The following is a 16,435-nucleotide window of genomic DNA, read 5'->3' on the forward strand; positions in this document are numbered from 1 at the left end:
ATTGATGGCAGACCAGACCGACCCTTCCCGAGCCGCCCCCGTCCCTGAGACGGGTGTGGCGGAACTGGGCCTTTTCGGAAAACCCTTGTTTCAGGATCCGGGCGCGCGGGCGCTGGCGCGCGTCGGCGTGGTGGATGTGGGGTCGAACTCCGTCCGGCTGGTGGTCTTTGACGGCGCGGCGCGCTCTCCGGCCTATTTTTACAACGAAAAGATCATGTGCGCCTTGGGCGCGGGCATGGCCGAGACCGGGCATCTGTCCCCCGAAGGGCGCGCCCGCGCGCTTTCGGCCCTGCGGCGGTTCAGCAAACTGGCCGATGGGATGGGCCTGTCGGAACTTACCGTCGTCGCCACGGCGGCGGTACGCGATGCCAGCGATGGCCGCGCCTTTTGCGCCGATGTGCTGCGCGAGACCGGGTTGCGCATCTGGGTGATCGACGGCGAGGAAGAGGCGCGGCTCTCGGCGCAAGGGGTGCTTTTGGGCTGGCCCGGCGCTTACGGCCTTGTCTGCGACATCGGCGGCTCTTCGATGGAGCTTGCCGAAATCTCGGGCGGGCGCGTCGGGCGGCGGGTCACCTCCCAGCTCGGCCCGCTCAAGCTGCGCGACCTCAAGGGTGGTGCCAAAGGACGGCACGCGCATATCAAAGAGGTCATCACCGGGCTTCAGGAAAAGATGGGCAGCCAGCGCGACCGGCTGTTCCTTGTGGGCGGCTCATGGCGGGCAATCGCGCGGATCGACATGTACCGCCGGGGCTATCCACTGCATGTGCTACACGAATACCGCATGACCGTGACCTCGGTTCGCGAGACGGTGAAATTTATCCAAACCTCCGATCTTGAGGAATTGCGCAGCGCTTGCGGTGTCTCCTCCAGCCGGATGTCGCTGGTGCCCTATGCCGCGGAGGTGCTGAGCCGGCTGGTCAAGACTTTCCGGCCCAAGGACATCGCCATTTCCAGCTACGGCATCCGCGAAGGCATGCTCTATGAGCAGATGCCGCAGCGCCTGCGCGACCGGGATCCGCTGATCGAAGCCTGCTATTTCGCCGAGGCCAAAGACGCGCGGATGCCCGGTTTCGGCAAGGTGCTCTATAACTTCATCCTGCCGCTCTACCGCTCTGCCCCCCACGCCCGTAGGCGTTTGGTCAAAGCGGCCTGCCTGTTGCACGACGTCAGTTGGCGCGCGCATCCCGACTACCGGGCCGAGACCTGTTTCGACAATGCCACCCGCGCCAATCTCGGCGGGCTGAAACACGCCGAACGCATCTACCTCGGGCTCGCCCTGCTGCACCGCTATTCCAACAAGCGTGAAAACACGCGTTTCGAAGACCTCTATGAAATGGTCGACGAAAAGACCCGGTTGGAGGCCGAAATCCTTGGCAAAGCCATGCGCTTTGGTGCGATGCTCTGGATGGACAAGGGCGAACAGCGCGGCGAATTGCGCTGGTTCCCCAAGAAGAAGCAATTGGAACTCTGGCTCACCCCCGACATGGTGCCGCTTTTCGGCGAGGTCGCAGAGGCGCGGCTGAACTCACTCGCGAAATCGCTTGAGGCAGAGGTGCATGTCCGGACCGGCAAACGCGCCGCGCGTTAAAGCTCGATCTGCGGCGCGGGTTCGGTTGGGGTCTCTGGCGGGACCATCGGATGATCGGGCTTGCGGCGGATGATGATATCGCCGTTGGGCTGCATCTCGGGCGCTTGATAGGCGCTCCAATCCTCGACCTCGTCCAAAAGCTCCGTAAGCTTCGGCCCCATCTCCCGCGCGAAATCGCGCAGCGCGGGGCGCATGGCCTCGGTGAACCCTTCAAACCCCTCCATGACCGGGCCCATCTCATCCATGATCCCGTCCATGAACATCTGCGCGCCGCGCTCCATCAGGCCGAGGCCGCGTTCTTCGGATTCTTCCTGCGCATGGGCTGCGAGGGGCAGCACCGTACAAAGAGCGATAAGGGGCATAAAGTGTGTCATGGGATTGAGGTAGGCGGCCCCGCGCGCATGTCCAGTCTTACGCCACGCCGCTGGCAGCCCCCCGCCTAAAGATCGACATCCAGCGTGACGGGAAAGTGATCCGAAGCGGCCAGCAGCGCGTCGCGCAGGGCGACGTCTTGCCAGCAGGCCGGATCATCCATCGGATGCCAAATCCGCCAGCGGGCCGCACGGGCGGCGATCTGCGGGCTGACCATGATGTAGTCTAGCAGCGCCTGAAGATAGCGTTCCTCCGGCGCGATCCAGAAACGCGCGCTCGTTGGCGCGGCCCCCAAACGGCGGCTGAGCGCCTGTTTGGCATGAGGGTCGAAGAGCGCCGCCGCCCCCTGCCCCAGCACGATCTCGACCGAGGACCGCCCGAACAGGCTTTCGAATTCATCCAGCCCCGGCCCGTCGTTTAAATCGCCCAAGACCATCACGGGCCGTTCCGCCGCCAAATGCATGTCGATCCGCCGCCTCAGCCAGATCGCCTGTGCCAATTGTTTGCGCCGGTTGGCGATGGCGATGCGCAACACATCGGCCTTGGACTTGGCCCCATGGGGCGCTTTGGATTTGAGATGCGCGCCGATCATCTGAAAGACGAAACCGGCCTTCGTGGTGACCTCCAACTCCAAGGGCGGTTTGGAAAAGACCACCGCGTCTTCCGTCGCATCCACGTCAAGGTCGATCCGCAGCGTCTGGTCAAAGCGCGGGGCATTGGTGGCACCCTGAGGTACATGGCGGGCGCTGAGCTTGTCGGGGTCATAGAGCAGCGCGATCTCTTGCTCGGTGTCGTTGGAAAACCCCATGACAGCGGCCCGCGTGCGCAGGGAAAACCGCGCGGCGAAATGCTCAAGCGCCGCCACGGTGGATTGCCGCCGCCCGTGGTTCGGCGCTTCGATCACCATGACCGCATCGGCATCCAGCGCGCTGAACACTTGGCCCAAAGCCGCCGTCTGCTGCGCACGGGTCACCCCGTGCCGCCCGGCCCAAGCGTCATCGTCGTGAAGCCGGTTGTCATCGTCAAAAAGGCTCGCGAACCACTCAACATTGTAGGTCGCGATGCGCATCAAGCGTGTTTGCCCGAGAGCGTTTCCCATGCGCGGTTGATGTCGATCATGCGTTTCTCGGCCATCTTGATCGCCTCTTGCGGCAGGCCGCGCGCCACCAGCGCATCGGGATGGTTCTCGCGCACCAGCCGCCGCCAGGCGCGTCGGGCCTCTTCCAACGTCGCATTGGGGCCGATGCCCAGAACCGTGCGCGGCAGGGGCGAGCTATCCGGCACGAAACGCGCTTTCAGCGAGGCGAAAGCCTCTTCATCTATGCCGAAAATCGCGGCCACATCCTCAAGGAAGGCGTTTTCGTTGGGGTGGTAGATGCCATCAGCCATCGCGATGTGAAACAGCCCCTCCATCAGGTCATGCAGGGTCTGAGGCTGGTCACTGAACATCCGCGCGATGCGGCGGGCGTAATCCTCGAAACCGGTTACGTCTTGGCGGGCAAGGTTAAAGACCCGCGCCGCCCCTTCCTGATCCGCCTCGGCAATCTGGAACACTTCGCGAAAGGCGGTCACCTCATCGCGGGTCACCAGCCCATCGGCCTTGGCCATCTTGGCGCCAAGCGCGATCACCGCGATGGTAAAGGCGACCGAGCGCTCGGGCGGGCTGCGCAGCCGGTCAAAGACAGCCGACAGCCCTTCGCCCGCGGTGAGGGCTGACAGAGCTTCGGAGATGCGCGTCCAGATCGACATGGGCTGACCCTTTGGTATTCGGCCCCCAGCTTAACCGCTGGCATCGGGGAAGTCAGGATGCAGTCAGCGTTTTTTGCATCAAGATGAGATCGAGCCATTGGCCATGTTTGCGCCCCACCTCGGGCATCCGCCCGACCTGTGCAAAGCCCAGTTTTTCATGGAACGTCACAGCGCCGGGATTGGCGCTGCTGATCGCGGCAACCATGGTGTGACAGCCCTGCGCCGCCCCCGCCTCTATGGCCTGTGTCATCAGGTCGCGGCCCAGCCCCTGCCCCTGCGCCGCCGCGGACAGGACGATGCTATGCTCCACCGTCGCGGCATAGCCCGGCCCGCCGCGAAAACTGCCATAGGTGACAAAGCCCAGCACCGCGCCCTCCCCTTCGGCCACCCAAAAGGCATTGGCGCGGGCGGCGATCAGCGCTGCGATCTCCGCCGGCGTCTTTTCGTCGGTGGTGAAGGTCGACAGGCTGTCGCGGATCATACCGTTCCACAGCGCCGCCACGGCGGCGGCATCCTGCGCCACGGCGGGGCGGATCGCGCCGCCTCTCAGGGCGGCGCTTCCGTCGTCTTGCATCACTTCCGCGTCTCGCGGATCAGCTTCAGGATATCCTGCGCGGCGGTTGGGATATTGGTGCCGGGGCCGAAGATCGCCTTCACGCCCGCGTCTTGCAGGAACTTGTAGTCCTGCTGCGGAATCACCCCGCCGCAGATCACGAGGATATCCTCGGCGCCCGCATCCTTCAGCGCTTGGATCAACTGTGGCGCCAGCGTCTTATGCCCCGCCGCCTGACTGGAGATGCCGATGACATGCACGTCGTTGTCCACGGCGTCCTGCGCGGCCTCCGCAGGGGTCTGGAACAGCGGGCCCACGTCCACGTCAAAGCCGATATCGGCAAAGGCAGTGGCGATCACCTTGGCACCGCGGTCGTGGCCGTCCTGGCCCATCTTGACCACCAGCATACGCGGGCGGCGGCCTTCGGCCTCGGCGAATTCATCGACCGATTTCTGGATGTCGGCAAAGCCCGCGTCGCCCTCATAGGCCGCGCCATAGACACCCGAGAGCGTCTTGACCTCGGCCCGGTGCCGTCCGAATTCCTTTTCCATCGCCATGCTGATTTCCCCCACTGTGGCGCGTGCGCGCGCGGCCTCGACCGCGGCGTCGAGCAGGTTGCCGCCCTCGGCCGCCCGCCGTGTCAGTTCTGCCAAGGCGGCGGTGCAGGCCTCTTCGTCGCGCTCGGCGCGGATGCGCTCCAGACGCGCCACCTGTCCTGCGCGCACCTTGACGTTGTCGACGTCGAGAATGTCGATCGGCTCTTCCTTGTCGCGGCGGTACTTGTTGACGCCCACGATCACCTCGGTGCCGCGGTCGATGCCTGCCTGTCGCTGCGCCGCGGCTTCCTCGATCCTGAGCTTGGGCATGCCGGAGGCCACCGCCTTGGTCATGCCGCCCATCTCCTCGACCTCCTCGATCAGCTTCCACGCCGCCTCTGCCAGATCGGCGGTCAGCTTCTCGACGTAGTAGGAGCCTGCCAGCGGGTCGACGACATTGGTGATGCCGGTCTCTTCCTGCAGGATCAGCTGGGTGTTGCGGGCGATACGCGCGGAATGGTCGGTGGGCAGGCCGATGGCCTCATCCAGCGAGTTGGTGTGCAGCGACTGGGTGCCGCCCAGCACCGCCGAAAGCGCCTCGTAAGCGGTGCGCACAACGTTGTTGTAGGGGTCCTGTTCGGCCAAGCTGACGCCGGAAGTCTGGCAGTGGGTCCGCAGCATCGAGGACTTGGGGTTCTTAGGCTCGAACTCCTCCATCACCCGCGACCACAGGAGGCGCGCGGCGCGCAGCTTGGCAGCCTCCATGAAGAAGTTCATGCCGATGGCGAAGAAGAACGACAGACGCGGCGCGAAGCGGTCCACGTCCATACCCGCCGCAATCGCCGTGCGCACATATTCGCGCCCGTCGGCGATGGTGAAGGCCAGTTCCTGCACGAGGTTCGCCCCCGCCTCCTGCATGTGGTAGCCCGAGATCGAGATCGAGTTGAACTTGGGCATGTGATCCGAGGTATATTCGATGATGTCCCCGATGATCCGCATCGACGGCTCCGGCGGGTAGACATAGGTGTTGCGCACCATGAATTCCTTGAGGATGTCGTTCTGGATCGTGCCCGAGAGCTTGGCCCGGTCGTGGCCCTGTTCCTCGCCCGCGACGATGAAATTGGCGAGGATCGGGATCACCGCGCCGTTCATCGTCATGGAGACCGAGACCTGATCGAGCGGAATGCCATCGAAGAGAATCTTCATGTCCTCGACAGAGTCGATGGCCACGCCCGCCTTGCCGACATCGCCCTCAACGCGGGGATGATCACTGTCATAGCCGCGGTGCGTCGCCAGATCGAAGGCGACGGAGACACCCTGCTGGCCTGCCGCCAAGGCGCGTCGGTAGAAGGCGTTTGATTCCTCCGCGGTGGAGAAACCCGCATATTGCCGGATCGTCCAGGGACGGCCGGCGTACATCGTGGCCTTCACGCCGCGCGTAAACGGCGCTTCGCCGGGAATGCTGCCGAGATGCTCCAGCCCGTCCACGTCCTCGGCGGTGTAGAGCGGCTGGACGTCGATCCCCTCCAGCGTCTTCCACGTCAGATCGTCAAGGCTGCGCCCGCGCAGTTCGCCCGTGGCCAGTTCCTGCCAACGCGCCTTCGCGTCATTTTGGTCGGATGTCATATGCTTGTCCTTCTCCCTTAGCGCCCGGCGGCAGGCATCGGCCTGCGCAACTGTGGCGGCTGAATTGTCAAAGGCCGCGCCCCTAGGGGGATAAATTGCCCCTGCGGCGCTTTGCCCTTCGCAAACTGGCACAGGCCCCCTATATTTGAGGGGACAGGAGCCTTGATGAAACGTTTGATCTCACTAGTTTTTGCAGGATTGATGACCACGGCCGCCATGGCCCAAGGGGCGGATGCCCCGATGGAGGATCCGTTGTTCCTGCCTGCCGATATGGCCGATCTCAGCACCTTCCAATGGACCAAACGGCCCGTGCTGGTCTTTGCCAATTCCGAGAACGACCCCGCCTTCGTCGCGCAGATGGAATACCTCCGCGAGCGTGAGGATGAGTTGCGCCTGCGCGATGTCGTCGTGCTGACCGATACCGACCCCGCCGCGCAGAGCCCGCTGCGGCTGCGGATGCGCCCGCGTGGTTTCATGCTGGTGCTGGTCGACAAGGAAGGCCAGATCGAGCTGCGCAAACCCTTCCCTTGGGACGTGCGCGAGATCACCCGTAGCATCGACAAGATGCCGCTGAGGCAGCGAGAGATCAGAGAGGCGAAGGAGCGCGACATCATCCGCTGATGCCCCGCGCCCTGCCCGCCCTGATCGCCCCCGCCTCGCACCCTATTCGAACTCCATGATCACATCGTCCACCGCAAGGCTGTCGCCCGCGCCCGCGTTGACCTTGCTGACGACGCCCTTCTTCTCGGCGCGCAGGATGTTTTCCATCTTCATGGCCTCGATGGTGCAGAGCGCTTGGCCCTCCTGAACCTCGTCGCCCACTTCGACGTCGAGCTTCACCACCAGACCCGGCATCGGGCAGAGCAGCATCTTCGACGTGTCTGGCGGCAGCTTTTCGGGCATCAGGGCCGCCAGTTCCGCCTGACGCGGCGTGCGGACATGGACCTTTAGGTCCGCACCGCGGGTGCGGATGCGGAAGCCGCCTGAGATTTTGCCGACCTTCAGCACCAGAGGCGCGCCATCGACGGTCATCTCGGCCAGTTGGTCGCCCGGGGTCCAATCACCGCTGACCCGCATTTCGCTGCCGTCGGAGAAAGCCACCGTCGCCCCTTCGGGATCGGCCTTGGTGACAACATCAAAGTTCTCACCCTGAAGCTTCACGTTCCAGTCGCTGCCGACTTTACGCTCGTGGTTGTCCATCCGGCCCGAGACGCGGGCGCGGCGGATTTCGCCAACGCGGTGCATGGCGGCACAGGCGGCGGCGATGCGGCGCAGCTCGCTCTCCGGCAGGGTCACACCTTCGAAACCATCGGGATATTCCTCGGCGATGAAGGCGGTGGTCATCTCGCCCGAGACGAACTTGGGGTGATCCATCACCGCGCTGAGGAAGGGCAGGTTGTGCCCGATGCCCTCGACCTCAAAACTGTCGAGCGCCACGCGCATCTTCTCGATCGCCTCTTCGCGGGTCGGCGCCCAAGTGCAGAGCTTGGCGATCATCGGGTCGTAATACATCGAGATCTCGCCGCCCTCGTAGACGCCGGTATCGTTGCGCACGGCCATGTCGCCTGCGGGCGCGTCGCCCTGCCATGTGCCCTGCTCCAGAAGCGGCCCCGCGGCCACCTCCCGCGGCGGGCGGTAGCGGGTCAAGCGGCCAATGGAGGGCAGGAAGCCGCGGTAGGGATCCTCGGCGTAGAGCCGGTTCTCAATGGCCCAGCCGGTCAGCGTCACATCGCCTTGCGTGATCGACAACTTCTCGCCATTGGCCACGCGGATCATCTGCTCCACCAGATCGACGCCGGTGATCAGCTCGGTCACCGGGTGTTCCACCTGCAGGCGGGTGTTCATCTCGAGGAAGTAGAAGTTCTTGTCGCCGTCGACGATGAATTCCACGGTGCCCGCGCTGGTGTAGCCCACGGCCTGCGCCAGTGCGACGGCCTGTTCGCCCATGGCCCGGCGGGTCTCTTCGTCAAGGAAGGGGCTCGGGGCCTCTTCGACGACCTTCTGGTTGCGGCGCTGGATCGAGCATTCACGCTCGCCCAGATAGATGCCGTTGCCGTGACTGTCGCAAAGCACCTGAATTTCGATGTGGCGCGGCTGCGTCACGAATTTCTCAATGAAGATCCGGTCGTCGCCGAAGGAATTAGCGGCCTCGTTCTTGGACGATTGGAAACCCTCGCGCGCTTCCTCGTCGTTCCATGCAATCCGCATACCCTTGCCACCACCGCCGGCGGAGGCCTTAAGCATTACCGGGTAGCCGATGTCATTGGAAATCTTCACCGCCTCTTCGGCGTCCTCGATCAGCCCCATGTAGCCCGGCACAGTCGAAACCCCGGCCTCTTTGGCGATCTTTTTCGAGGTGATCTTGTCGCCCATCTTCTCGATGGCCCCTTTCGGCGGGCCGACGAAGGCCACGCCTGCGGCCTCCAGCGCCTCGGCGAACTTGCTGTTTTCGCTCAGGAAACCATACCCGGGATGCACCGCCTGCGCGCCGGATTGCTTGACCGCCTCCATCACCTTGTCGATGACGATATAGGACTGGTTCGCGGGGGGTGGGCCGATGTGAATGGCCTCATCCGCCATTTCCACATGCAGCGCCTGTGCGTCCGCATCGGAATAGATCGCCACGGTAGTCAGACCCATTTTCTTGGCGGTCTTGATCACGCGGCAGGCGATTTCGCCCCGGTTGGCAATGAGGATCTTGTCAAACATCAGCAGTTCCTTTGACGGTGACAGGCCACGCAAAATGCCGCGTCAGCCGGAGCTGCGCGGGTGCCTGTAGGGTAGAGTTGGAAAGGGGAGCCGCCCTGCCCGCGCGAATGGCGGGCAAAGCGGCGATTGCGGCGTGATCAGTTACACTTGCCGGGGTTGAGTTGGCAGTAGCCGACGTTGGCTGCAGCGCCAATGGCTGCGCCCTGCGCCAGCGACCCGCCTGTGACGGCTGCTGCACCTGCGCCGACGGCTGCGCCGCCCAGACCCTGCTCGCCGATGTTGTCACCGCATGCGGCCAGACCGGCTGTCGCGCCAAGCGCGAGAATGATGTTACGAATGGACATGTGCCTGTTCCTTCACTGCTATCTACTATCCGACCAACGCCCTGCCGTTTGACAAGTTCCCGGTCGGTTTTTCGGTCTGCTGCCCTGTGGCGCGAAAACCACCCTTTCGAAAAGTCGGGCAGCCCCGCACCAGCGCGCGACTGCCCGATAGGGGAAGGGGTATGGTCTTCATGTCCAGCAGCACGAAGGACAAATGATGTGCCGCTAGCCATGGTAAGCTTGGCCCACGCCGCCAGCGGCGCCAAGCCTGCGCCAGCCCCGGAGGGAACTTCGGCAAAGCCATGCTGATCTGTGAACAGGCGCGGCGACATCATGCCGATCAATCCTCGAAAGCTTCGGGGAATGCGGCGCGGGCTGCAGGCACGTCAAGCACCAGCAGAGCTTCGTAATCGGCAGGATCGAAAGGATCGGTCGCGGGCAGAACCTCACGGCCAAAGAGCCAAGACAGACGGCCCGCATCCAGATTGCCCCGCTCGAAAGGATGTTCGCCAAAGGCCTCCCATAGGGCTTTGACAAAAGCGGTATCGGCACGGCGGTCCGGAGCGCGGCGGTCGGGGCGACGCTCACGCCGCGTGATGGGCGTGACCCCTTTGGGGTTCGGACGGCGAATTGTGAATTGGAAATCGGTGCCGGGCAGACGCCCGGGGAACCCGCGGTGTTTTAGCATATAGGCGGGCATCAGACACCCCTCCCGGTTGCAGGGGTGGCTGGGATCAGGGCAGGCGCAGACGCCTGCCCTGCAACGGCATTACTTGTACTTGCCGGTGTAGACGGGCTCAACCGAGATGGGCTCGGGCTCGACCACGACGTACTCTTCTTCTTGCTGTGCGCAGGCCGAAACCGCTGCGACGAAACCGATGGCTGCCAGCAACTTGATGCTCTTGGACATGTAAATCTCCTATCAATGTTAAATGAACCTGACACGACAACACGCCGGCCAAGCCCGGGTTCTGAGGTAAGGGATACGTGGGTATTCCTTGACCGCATCATATGCGATTCACATGGCAATGGATACGGTTGCAAGTGCAATCGGTCGCGTTGTGACTCCAAAGCATCAATCCAATCCGAGGATCGGCGGATTCTTGCAAGATATTGCCTGTGCATCACAAACCCTCCCAAATGCAGGTGTCATCCTGCGCCCGGAAAGCTTCGAAATACTGGGTCGCTTCGGGGTCGGCCGCGCCGAATTCCACCGGACGGTCGGCGAGGGAGACGACGATCACCTGCCCTGCCAGCGCATGTTCAGTCATGTAAGGAAGTGCGACGACCGCGCAGAGATGTTCCATATCCGGTGCGGCGCGGTCATAGGCGATGGCCCCCGGCCCTTTGGCGATCTGCGGCGCGATAAAACGGAAGCGAAGCCAAGTCTCACCGCCGAGATCCTCAACCAAGACCTCTTGCAGGTCAACGGTTTGCCCAGAGGGGACATCAATGGCCCGCGCGGGGCCTCCAAGCCCGACCGCCAGCAGGGCTGGCAGCCAAGCCCGGCGCAGAAGAGCGCCTAGTGGTTGCGCAGCGCGTCGATCAGCGTGTCCTTGTCCATGTCCGAGCGCCCTTCGATCCCGAGATCCTGCGCCCGGTCGTAGAGATCGTCCTTGGTCCAATCCTCGTAGGGCAGCTGTTTGCCCCCCTTCTGGCTGGGATGCTGGCTGTCGTTGGCCTGCGCGTTGGCGATCCGGGCGGCTTTCTCCTTGCTCGCCCCATCCTCGCGCAGGGACTTGTAGGTCTCTTCGTCCTTGATGGATGAATTCGGCATGATGCGGTCCTCCTTTGTAAGGAAAACCACCCAGCCCGCCGAGGGTTCCGCGCGCGGCCCTCGTGGGATCGGTATTTGAGAAAGGATGAAGCTGCATGATGGCGCTCAGAGCGGAATGTTGTCGTGTTTTTTCCACGGGGTCTGCACTTTTTTGTTCCGCAGCGAGGCAAAAGCGCGGGCGACCCGTTTGCGGGTAGAGCGGGGCTGGATCACCTCATCGATGAAGCCCCGTTCGGCGGCGACGAAGGGATTGGCGAAACGGTCTTCGTAATCCTTGGTGTGTTTGGCGATCTTTTCGGGGTCGTTCAGATCCTTGCGGTGAATGATCTCGGTTGCGCCTTTGGCGCCCATCACGGCGACTTCGGCGGTGGGCCAAGCGTAGTTGAAATCCGAGCGCAGGTGCTTCGAGGCCATCACGTCATAGGCGCCGCCATAGGCTTTGCGCGTGATGACGGTGACCATCGGCACGGTCGCCTCGCCATAGGCGAAGAGCAGTTTCGCGCCGTGTTTGATGACGCCGCCGAATTCCTGACCGGTGCCGGGCAGGAAGCCGGGCACGTCGACGAGCGTGAGGATCGGGATCTCGAAGGCGTCGCAGAAACGCACGAAACGCGCCGCTTTGCGCGAACTGTCGATGTCGAGGCAGCCGGCCAGCACCATTGGTTGGTTGGCCACCACGCCAACGGTACGCCCCTCAAGGCGGATGAAACCGGTGATGATGTTCTTGGCGAATTCCTCTTGGATTTCGTAAAAGTCACCCTCATCCGCCAGTTTGAGGATCAATTCCTTCATGTCATAGGGGGTGTTGGCGTTCGACGGTACCAGCGTGTCGAGCGAGGGCTCAATCCGATTGGGATCATCGAAGAAGGGGCGGACCGGCGGCTTTTCGCGGTTGTTGGCGGGCAGCAGATCGACGAGGCGGCGCACCTCAGCGAGTGCCTCCACATCGTTCTCGAAGGCCGCGTCGGCGACGGAGGATTTGCGCGTGTGGGTCGTGGCGCCGCCCAGCTCTTCGGCGGTGACGACTTCGTTGGTGACGGTTTTCACCACATCCGGGCCGGTGACGAACATATAGGAGCTGTCTTTGACCATGAAGATGAAGTCGGTCATCGCGGGCGAATAGACTGCCCCGCCCGCGCAGGGGCCCATGATGACACTGATCTGGGGGATCACGCCGGAGGCTTCGATGTTGCGCTGGAATACCTCGGCATAGCCTGCAAGGCTGGCCACGCCCTCTTGGATCCGCGCGCCGCCGGAATCGTTGATGCCGATCACCGGCGCGCCGTTTTGCACTGCCATGTCCATGATCTTGCAGATTTTCTGAGCATGGGTTTCAGATAGGGAGCCGCCGAAGACGGTGAAATCCTGACTGAAGACATAGACGAGGCGGCCGTTAATCGTGCCCCAGCCGGTGACCACGCCATCGCCCGCGGGCTTTTGATCCTGCATGCCGAAATCGGTGCAGCGGTGGGTGACGAACATGTCGAATTCCTCGAAGGAGCCTTCGTCGAGCAGCAGATCGACACGCTCCCGCGCGGTGAGCTTGCCGCGGCCGTGCTGCGCATCGATCCGTGCCTGACCGCCGCCCAAACGCGCATCTTCGCGACGCCGCTCCAGTTGTTCGAGAATGTCTTTCATGACGCACCCCTATTGTGATTTCGACCAGTCTACCGGAGGAGCGCAACTGACCAAAGCGCAATTTTGCAAATTTGCAAAATCAATACAGGCGTGGTGAAGCAAAATGAAAAGTTGCAAAACAATCTAGTTAACATGGACATTTCCCATACCCGCGACTACTTGCATTTGCATGAGCGATATCCCCCGGGTCCGGTATTTAGACCGGACGACCCCGCCCCATATTTCAACGCTGATCCTGCTGGCCGGGCTTTCGGCCATGGTCATGAACATCTTCCTGCCCAGTCTGCCGAAGATGGCAGAGCATTTCGGCACGGATTATGCGGTAATCCAGCTTTCGGTACCGCTCTACCTGTTCTTCAGCGGGATACTGCAAATCTTCATCGGGCCGATTTCGGACAACCTCGGGCGGCGGCGGGTGATGCTTTGGGGCTTGGGCATCTTTTTCGTGGCCACGGTCGGCTGTCTGCTGGCGCCGAACATCGCCGTGTTTCTGGTATTCCGCATGGCGCAGGCTGTGATCGCCACGGGCATGGTGCTGAGCCGTGCGGTGATCCGCGATCTTTATACCCAGGACGAATCCGCCTCCATGATCGGCTATGTGACCATGGGCATGGCGCTGGTGCCCATGATCAGCCCAGCCTTGGGCGGGTTGCTGGAACAGGGTTTCGGCTGGCAGGCTTCCTTCTGGGCGATGCTAATCCTCGGCGGGTTGGTGTTTTGGGTGGCTTGGGCGGATTTGGGCGAAACCGCCCGGGCCAGCGGCAAATCGCTGCGCCAGCAGTTCGGCGAATACCCCGAGTTGCTCCGCTCCCCCCGTTTTTGGGGCTATGCGCTGGCCACGGGTTTTTGCTCGGGCGCCTTTTTTGCCTATCTCGGCGGCGCACCCTTCGTAGGCACCGTGGTCTTCGGGATGGAACCTGCGGTGCTGGGCCTCTATTTCGGCGCGCCCGCGATTGGCTATTTCATCGGCAACTTCGTCACCGCGCGGACGGCGACCCGGTTTGGCGTCAATACGCTGGTGCTTTGGGGCTGCATTTCCAACGCCCTGGGCGGCACGGTGTCGCTGCTGATCTTTCTTGCGGGCTACGGCTCTCCGCTCAGCTTTTTCGGGCTGATGACGCTGGTGGGGCTGGGCAACGGGCTGTGCATCCCCAATGCCACCGCCGGGATGCTGTCGGTGCGCCCGCATCTGGCTGGCACGGCCTCCGGGCTGGGCGGGGCGATCATGATCGTCGGCGGCGCGGCTTTGAGCGCGCTGGCGGGCGCCCTGCTCACTCCCGAAACCGGAGCCTATCCGCTGTTGTGGCTCATGCTGCTGACGGCCATCGCCTCGGTCGCCTCCATCTGGGTGGTGATCCGGCGTGAGAAGGCTTTGGGCCTCTAGGCCTACGCTCCTCGCACTTGTGACCCAGGCTTTGCAAAGCTAGGCTGCACCCAGCTGCAAAGTTGCAAAGGTGCGCGGATGGCGATCCAGAAACTCTATGCCGGTGTGAAACTGCGTGAGACCCGCACCCGCGCGGGGCTGACGCAAAAAGACTTCGCCGCCCGGCTGGGCGTCTCCTTGCCCTATCTCAACCAGATGGAGAACAACAACCGGCCTGTCAGCACCAATGTCGTGCTCGCCTTGGCGTCGGAGTTCAGGCTGGATGTGACCGAGCTTTCCAGCGGCGATGGGGAGCGGTTGGTCAGCGATCTGCGCGAGGCGCTGGCCGATCCGATTTTCGCCGGAAAGGCACCCCCGATGGCCGATCTGCGCCTCACGGCGTCCAACGCCCCGGGGCTGGCGCACGCCTTTCTTGCCCTGCATCAAAGCTACCGGCAAGTGCATGAGCGGCTGGCGTCACTGGACGAAGCCTTGGGCCGCGAAGACGCCCGGGCGATGCCCTCCCCTTGGGAGGAAGTGAGGGACTTCTTTCACTATTGCGACAATTACATCGACGCCGTCGACCGTGCGGCAGAGCATTTCGCGACACGCGAAGGCAGCGGCAGTGATACGCGAGCGACTGCGGCAGCCGCTCTCGAACGCGCCGGGGTGACCGTAGTCTTTGAAGATGACGACCGCCTGCGCGCCTATGATCCTGCGCGCAAAACGCTGCATCTATCGGCCCGTGCAGCACCCGAAACACAGACTTTTCAAATGCTGTTGCAGGTGGCGCTGACGCAGCAGGATGCGCTGCTGGAGGCCACGCTTGACCTTGCCCGTTTCCACAGCGCTGCGGCACGGGATATCGCGAAGATCGGGCTGGCCAATTACTTCGCCGGGGCGGCCCTGTTGCCCTATGGGCGGTTCCTGCAAAAAGCGCAGGACTGCCGCCATGATCTTGAGGTGCTGGCCGGGCATTTCGGTGCTTCGATCGAACAGGTGGCGCATCGGCTTTCGACGCTTCAGCGGCCCGGCGCGAAAGGGGTCCCTTTCTTCTTTGTGCGGGTCGATCAGGCGGGCACGATCACGAAGCGCCACTCGGCCACCCGGTTGCAATTCGCGCGTTTTGGCGGCGCCTGTCCTCTTTGGAACGTCCACCGCGCTTTCGAGACGCCGGGAAGGTTCCTGCGCCAACTGGCCGAGACGCCGGATGGGGTGCGCTATATCAGTTTGGCGCGGGACATCTCGAAACCGGCGGGGCGGTTTGGCGCGCCTGTGCGGCGCTACGCGATTTCACTGGGCTGCGAGGTGCGCCATGCGCCCGCGCTGGTCTATGCCGATGGGATGGATGTCACCCGCAGCGATGCCTTTGAACCGATTGGCATTTCCTGCCGCATTTGCGAACGCCGGGATTGCCATCAACGCTCCGTCCCGCCGCTGGAGCGGCAGTTGGTGGTCGACCCGCATCTGCGCGACACCCTGCCCTACCGGGTGGAGTGATCAGCGCCGCGCGCGCCGCCACCCCGCGCCGCGTGCCTCTGCCTCGGAACAGAACCAACGCTCGCCTTTGCGGGCGCTGATGCGGGTGCGGCTGTAAAATTCTTGCCCCGGCATATGATAGATCTTAACCCCCTTGGCGCTGATATTGCCTTTGATCTGGCAGCTCCCCTCCGGCCGGGCAGGCTCGGACCCGCTGCGGCGGGTCACGCGGTAGCGGGCGGGGGAAACCGTCTTGAACCCGTGAATCCCACGGCCTGCGACAAAGGCGGCTTTCTCATCCAGATCATAGTCCATCGAATATTTCCGATAGGCAAAGGCCAGCCCGTCACGCACCAGCGCCTGCCCCACGTCAACGTTGCCCACATGGCAGCGGGCGACAATGCGATCATAGCGGTCGCGGTCTAGTGCCTCACAACGCGCGTTGGCCCCTTGGTATCTGTCGCGCACCTCCCTCGTTGTCCAATCTCCGCAGGCCCAAGCCTGCCCGACCTCTGTCTCGCAGGTCTGGCTGGCCTCGAGCGCATCGATGCCATGTAAGCGGATGCGCGTACCGCCGAGATCGAAAGTATCCCCGTCGATCACGCGGACCACCCCCGAGACGGTCTGCGCCCCCGCTGATCCAGTTGCGAGGCTCAGTGTCAGACTGAGGGCGAAAAGTGAACAAATCCTTAACATGAGGCAGGTATGACGCCCCGCCCCGC

General features: G+C 63.2%; 17 protein-coding genes. 4 read left to right on the forward strand and 13 right to left on the reverse strand.

The features are described from left to right. The first annotated feature begins 4 nt into the window (after positions 1 to 4). Positions 5 to 1,588: a Ppx/GppA family phosphatase gene (locus tag ACGYK4_RS01470; protein WP_394409900.1), complete on the forward strand. Its 1,584-nt coding sequence runs from the start codon at positions 5 to 7 to the stop codon at positions 1,586 to 1,588. Here the strand turns inward: ACGYK4_RS01470 and ACGYK4_RS01475 are convergent. The 5 genes from ACGYK4_RS01475 to scpA all read right to left on the reverse strand — a co-directional run bounded on the left by ACGYK4_RS01475 (position 1,585) and on the right by scpA (position 6,424). Continuing rightward, complete coding sequence (locus ACGYK4_RS01475) at positions 1,585 to 1,950, reverse strand: hypothetical protein (protein WP_276153849.1); 366 nt, start codon at positions 1,948 to 1,950, stop codon at positions 1,585 to 1,587. The two genes, ACGYK4_RS01470 and ACGYK4_RS01475, sit on opposite strands and share 4 nt — an antisense overlap. Positions 1,951 to 2,027: 77 nt before the next feature. After that, positions 2,028 to 3,029: an endonuclease/exonuclease/phosphatase family protein gene (locus ACGYK4_RS01480; protein WP_394431640.1), complete on the reverse strand. Its 1,002-nt coding sequence runs from the start codon at positions 3,027 to 3,029 to the stop codon at positions 2,028 to 2,030. Next, entirely contained in the window at positions 3,029 to 3,709 is a 681-nt protein-coding gene (locus ACGYK4_RS01485) for a TerB family tellurite resistance protein (RefSeq protein ID WP_394431638.1), read from the reverse strand. Before ACGYK4_RS01485 ends, ACGYK4_RS01480 begins: the two co-directional genes overlap by 1 nt. Positions 3,710 to 3,761: 52 nt before the next feature. Continuing rightward, positions 3,762 to 4,283 carry a GNAT family N-acetyltransferase gene (locus ACGYK4_RS01490; protein WP_394431636.1) on the reverse strand — a complete coding sequence of 174 codons (522 nt, stop codon included), beginning with the start codon at positions 4,281 to 4,283 and terminating at the stop codon, positions 3,762 to 3,764. Continuing rightward, positions 4,283 to 6,424: a methylmalonyl-CoA mutase gene (gene scpA, locus ACGYK4_RS01495; RefSeq protein WP_394454805.1), complete on the reverse strand. Its 2,142-nt coding sequence runs from the start codon at positions 6,422 to 6,424 to the stop codon at positions 4,283 to 4,285. The genes ACGYK4_RS01490 and scpA overlap by 1 nt, the downstream gene beginning before the upstream one ends. A gap of 165 nt (positions 6,425 to 6,589) precedes the next feature. Here scpA and ACGYK4_RS01500 point away from each other — a divergent pair, with 165 nt between their 5' ends. Further along, a complete protein-coding gene (locus tag ACGYK4_RS01500; protein WP_394431633.1) occupies positions 6,590 to 7,045 on the forward strand; it encodes a DUF4174 domain-containing protein in 456 nt (151 codons plus the stop codon). 42 nt (positions 7,046 to 7,087) lie between these two features. Here ACGYK4_RS01500 and ACGYK4_RS01505 read toward each other — a convergent pair whose 3' ends face one another. The 7 genes from ACGYK4_RS01505 to ACGYK4_RS01535 all read right to left on the reverse strand — a co-directional run bounded on the left by ACGYK4_RS01505 (position 7,088) and on the right by ACGYK4_RS01535 (position 12,871). After that, positions 7,088 to 9,133, reverse strand: a complete 2,046-nt coding sequence (locus tag ACGYK4_RS01505; protein ID WP_394454806.1) for an acetyl-CoA carboxylase biotin carboxylase subunit — start codon at positions 9,131 to 9,133, stop codon at positions 7,088 to 7,090. 137 nt (positions 9,134 to 9,270) lie between these two features. Further along, on the reverse strand, positions 9,271 to 9,477 hold the full coding sequence (locus tag ACGYK4_RS01510; protein ID WP_067261646.1) for a hypothetical protein: 207 nt from the start codon (positions 9,475 to 9,477) through the stop codon (positions 9,271 to 9,273). 319 nt (positions 9,478 to 9,796) lie between these two features. Beyond that, a complete protein-coding gene (locus ACGYK4_RS01515) occupies positions 9,797 to 10,144 on the reverse strand; it encodes a hypothetical protein (RefSeq protein WP_271693800.1) in 348 nt (115 codons plus the stop codon). A gap of 81 nt (positions 10,145 to 10,225) precedes the next feature. Beyond that, the gene (locus tag ACGYK4_RS01520; protein ID WP_168613065.1) at positions 10,226 to 10,366 is read right to left on the reverse strand and encodes a hypothetical protein; all 141 of its coding nucleotides are present in this window, start codon (positions 10,364 to 10,366) and stop codon (positions 10,226 to 10,228) included. Positions 10,367 to 10,580: 214 nt separating this feature from the next. After that, complete coding sequence (locus tag ACGYK4_RS01525) at positions 10,581 to 11,081, reverse strand: DUF6497 family protein (protein ID WP_394454807.1); 501 nt, start codon at positions 11,079 to 11,081, stop codon at positions 10,581 to 10,583. After that, positions 10,979 to 11,233, reverse strand: coding sequence for a Rho termination factor (locus ACGYK4_RS01530; RefSeq protein ID WP_394454809.1), 255 nt, complete (start codon positions 11,231 to 11,233; stop codon positions 10,979 to 10,981). Before ACGYK4_RS01530 ends, ACGYK4_RS01525 begins: the two co-directional genes overlap by 103 nt. A 105-nt stretch (positions 11,234 to 11,338) precedes the next feature. Beyond that, positions 11,339 to 12,871 (reverse strand): acyl-CoA carboxylase subunit beta, encoded by a 1,533-nt coding sequence (locus tag ACGYK4_RS01535; protein WP_168612268.1) that lies wholly within the window; start codon positions 12,869 to 12,871, stop codon positions 11,339 to 11,341. Positions 12,872 to 13,040: 169 nt separating this feature from the next. Between ACGYK4_RS01535 and ACGYK4_RS01540 the strand changes: the two genes are divergently transcribed. Then, positions 13,041 to 14,255, forward strand: coding sequence for a multidrug effflux MFS transporter (locus ACGYK4_RS01540; protein ID WP_394440501.1), 1,215 nt, complete (start codon positions 13,041 to 13,043; stop codon positions 14,253 to 14,255). A 78-nt stretch (positions 14,256 to 14,333) separates the two neighbouring features. Next, a complete protein-coding gene (locus tag ACGYK4_RS01545; protein ID WP_394431625.1) occupies positions 14,334 to 15,734 on the forward strand; it encodes a short-chain fatty acyl-CoA regulator family protein in 1,401 nt (466 codons plus the stop codon). Here ACGYK4_RS01545 and ACGYK4_RS01550 read toward each other — a convergent pair whose 3' ends face one another. Next, entirely contained in the window at positions 15,735 to 16,409 is a 675-nt protein-coding gene (locus ACGYK4_RS01550) for a thermonuclease family protein (RefSeq protein WP_394454811.1), read from the reverse strand. Positions 16,410 to 16,435: the final 26 nt, after the last annotated feature.

This window comes from Sulfitobacter sp. 1A13368, from assembly GCF_043557275.1.
Lineage (GTDB): Bacteria > Pseudomonadota > Alphaproteobacteria > Rhodobacterales > Rhodobacteraceae > Sulfitobacter > Sulfitobacter faviae.

Bases quoted from the DNA above. Each gene is read 5' to 3' on its own strand.
- ACGYK4_RS01545 (WP_394431625.1), top strand. From the start codon at position 14,334: ATGGCGATCCAGAAACTCTATGCCGGTGTGAAACTGCGTGAGACCCGC.
- ACGYK4_RS01540 (WP_394440501.1), top strand. From the start codon at position 13,041: ATGAGCGATATCCCCCGGGTCCGGTATTTAGACCGGACGACCCCGCCC.
- ACGYK4_RS01535 (WP_168612268.1), bottom strand. From the start codon at position 12,871: ATGAAAGACATTCTCGAACAACTGGAGCGGCGTCGCGAAGATGCGCGT.
- ACGYK4_RS01520 (WP_168613065.1), bottom strand. From the start codon at position 10,366: ATGTCCAAGAGCATCAAGTTGCTGGCAGCCATCGGTTTCGTCGCAGCG.
- ACGYK4_RS01490 (WP_394431636.1), bottom strand. From the start codon at position 4,283: ATGCAAGACGACGGAAGCGCCGCCCTGAGAGGCGGCGCGATCCGCCCC.
- ACGYK4_RS01505 (WP_394454806.1), bottom strand. From the start codon at position 9,133: ATGTTTGACAAGATCCTCATTGCCAACCGGGGCGAAATCGCCTGCCGC.
- ACGYK4_RS01475 (WP_276153849.1), bottom strand. From the start codon at position 1,950: ATGCCCCTTATCGCTCTTTGTACGGTGCTGCCCCTCGCAGCCCATGCG.
- ACGYK4_RS01510 (WP_067261646.1), bottom strand. From the start codon at position 9,477: ATGTCCATTCGTAACATCATTCTCGCGCTTGGCGCGACAGCCGGTCTG.
- ACGYK4_RS01530 (WP_394454809.1), bottom strand. From the start codon at position 11,233: ATGCCGAATTCATCCATCAAGGACGAAGAGACCTACAAGTCCCTGCGC.
- ACGYK4_RS01515 (WP_271693800.1), bottom strand. From the start codon at position 10,144: ATGCTAAAACACCGCGGGTTCCCCGGGCGTCTGCCCGGCACCGATTTC.
- ACGYK4_RS01485 (WP_394431638.1), bottom strand. From the start codon at position 3,709: ATGTCGATCTGGACGCGCATCTCCGAAGCTCTGTCAGCCCTCACCGCG.
- ACGYK4_RS01480 (WP_394431640.1), bottom strand. From the start codon at position 3,029: ATGCGCATCGCGACCTACAATGTTGAGTGGTTCGCGAGCCTTTTTGAC.
- ACGYK4_RS01500 (WP_394431633.1), top strand. From the start codon at position 6,590: ATGAAACGTTTGATCTCACTAGTTTTTGCAGGATTGATGACCACGGCC.
- scpA (WP_394454805.1), bottom strand. From the start codon at position 6,424: ATGACATCCGACCAAAATGACGCGAAGGCGCGTTGGCAGGAACTGGCC.
- ACGYK4_RS01550 (WP_394454811.1), bottom strand. From the start codon at position 16,409: ATGTTAAGGATTTGTTCACTTTTCGCCCTCAGTCTGACACTGAGCCTC.
- ACGYK4_RS01470 (WP_394409900.1), top strand. From the start codon at position 5: ATGGCAGACCAGACCGACCCTTCCCGAGCCGCCCCCGTCCCTGAGACG.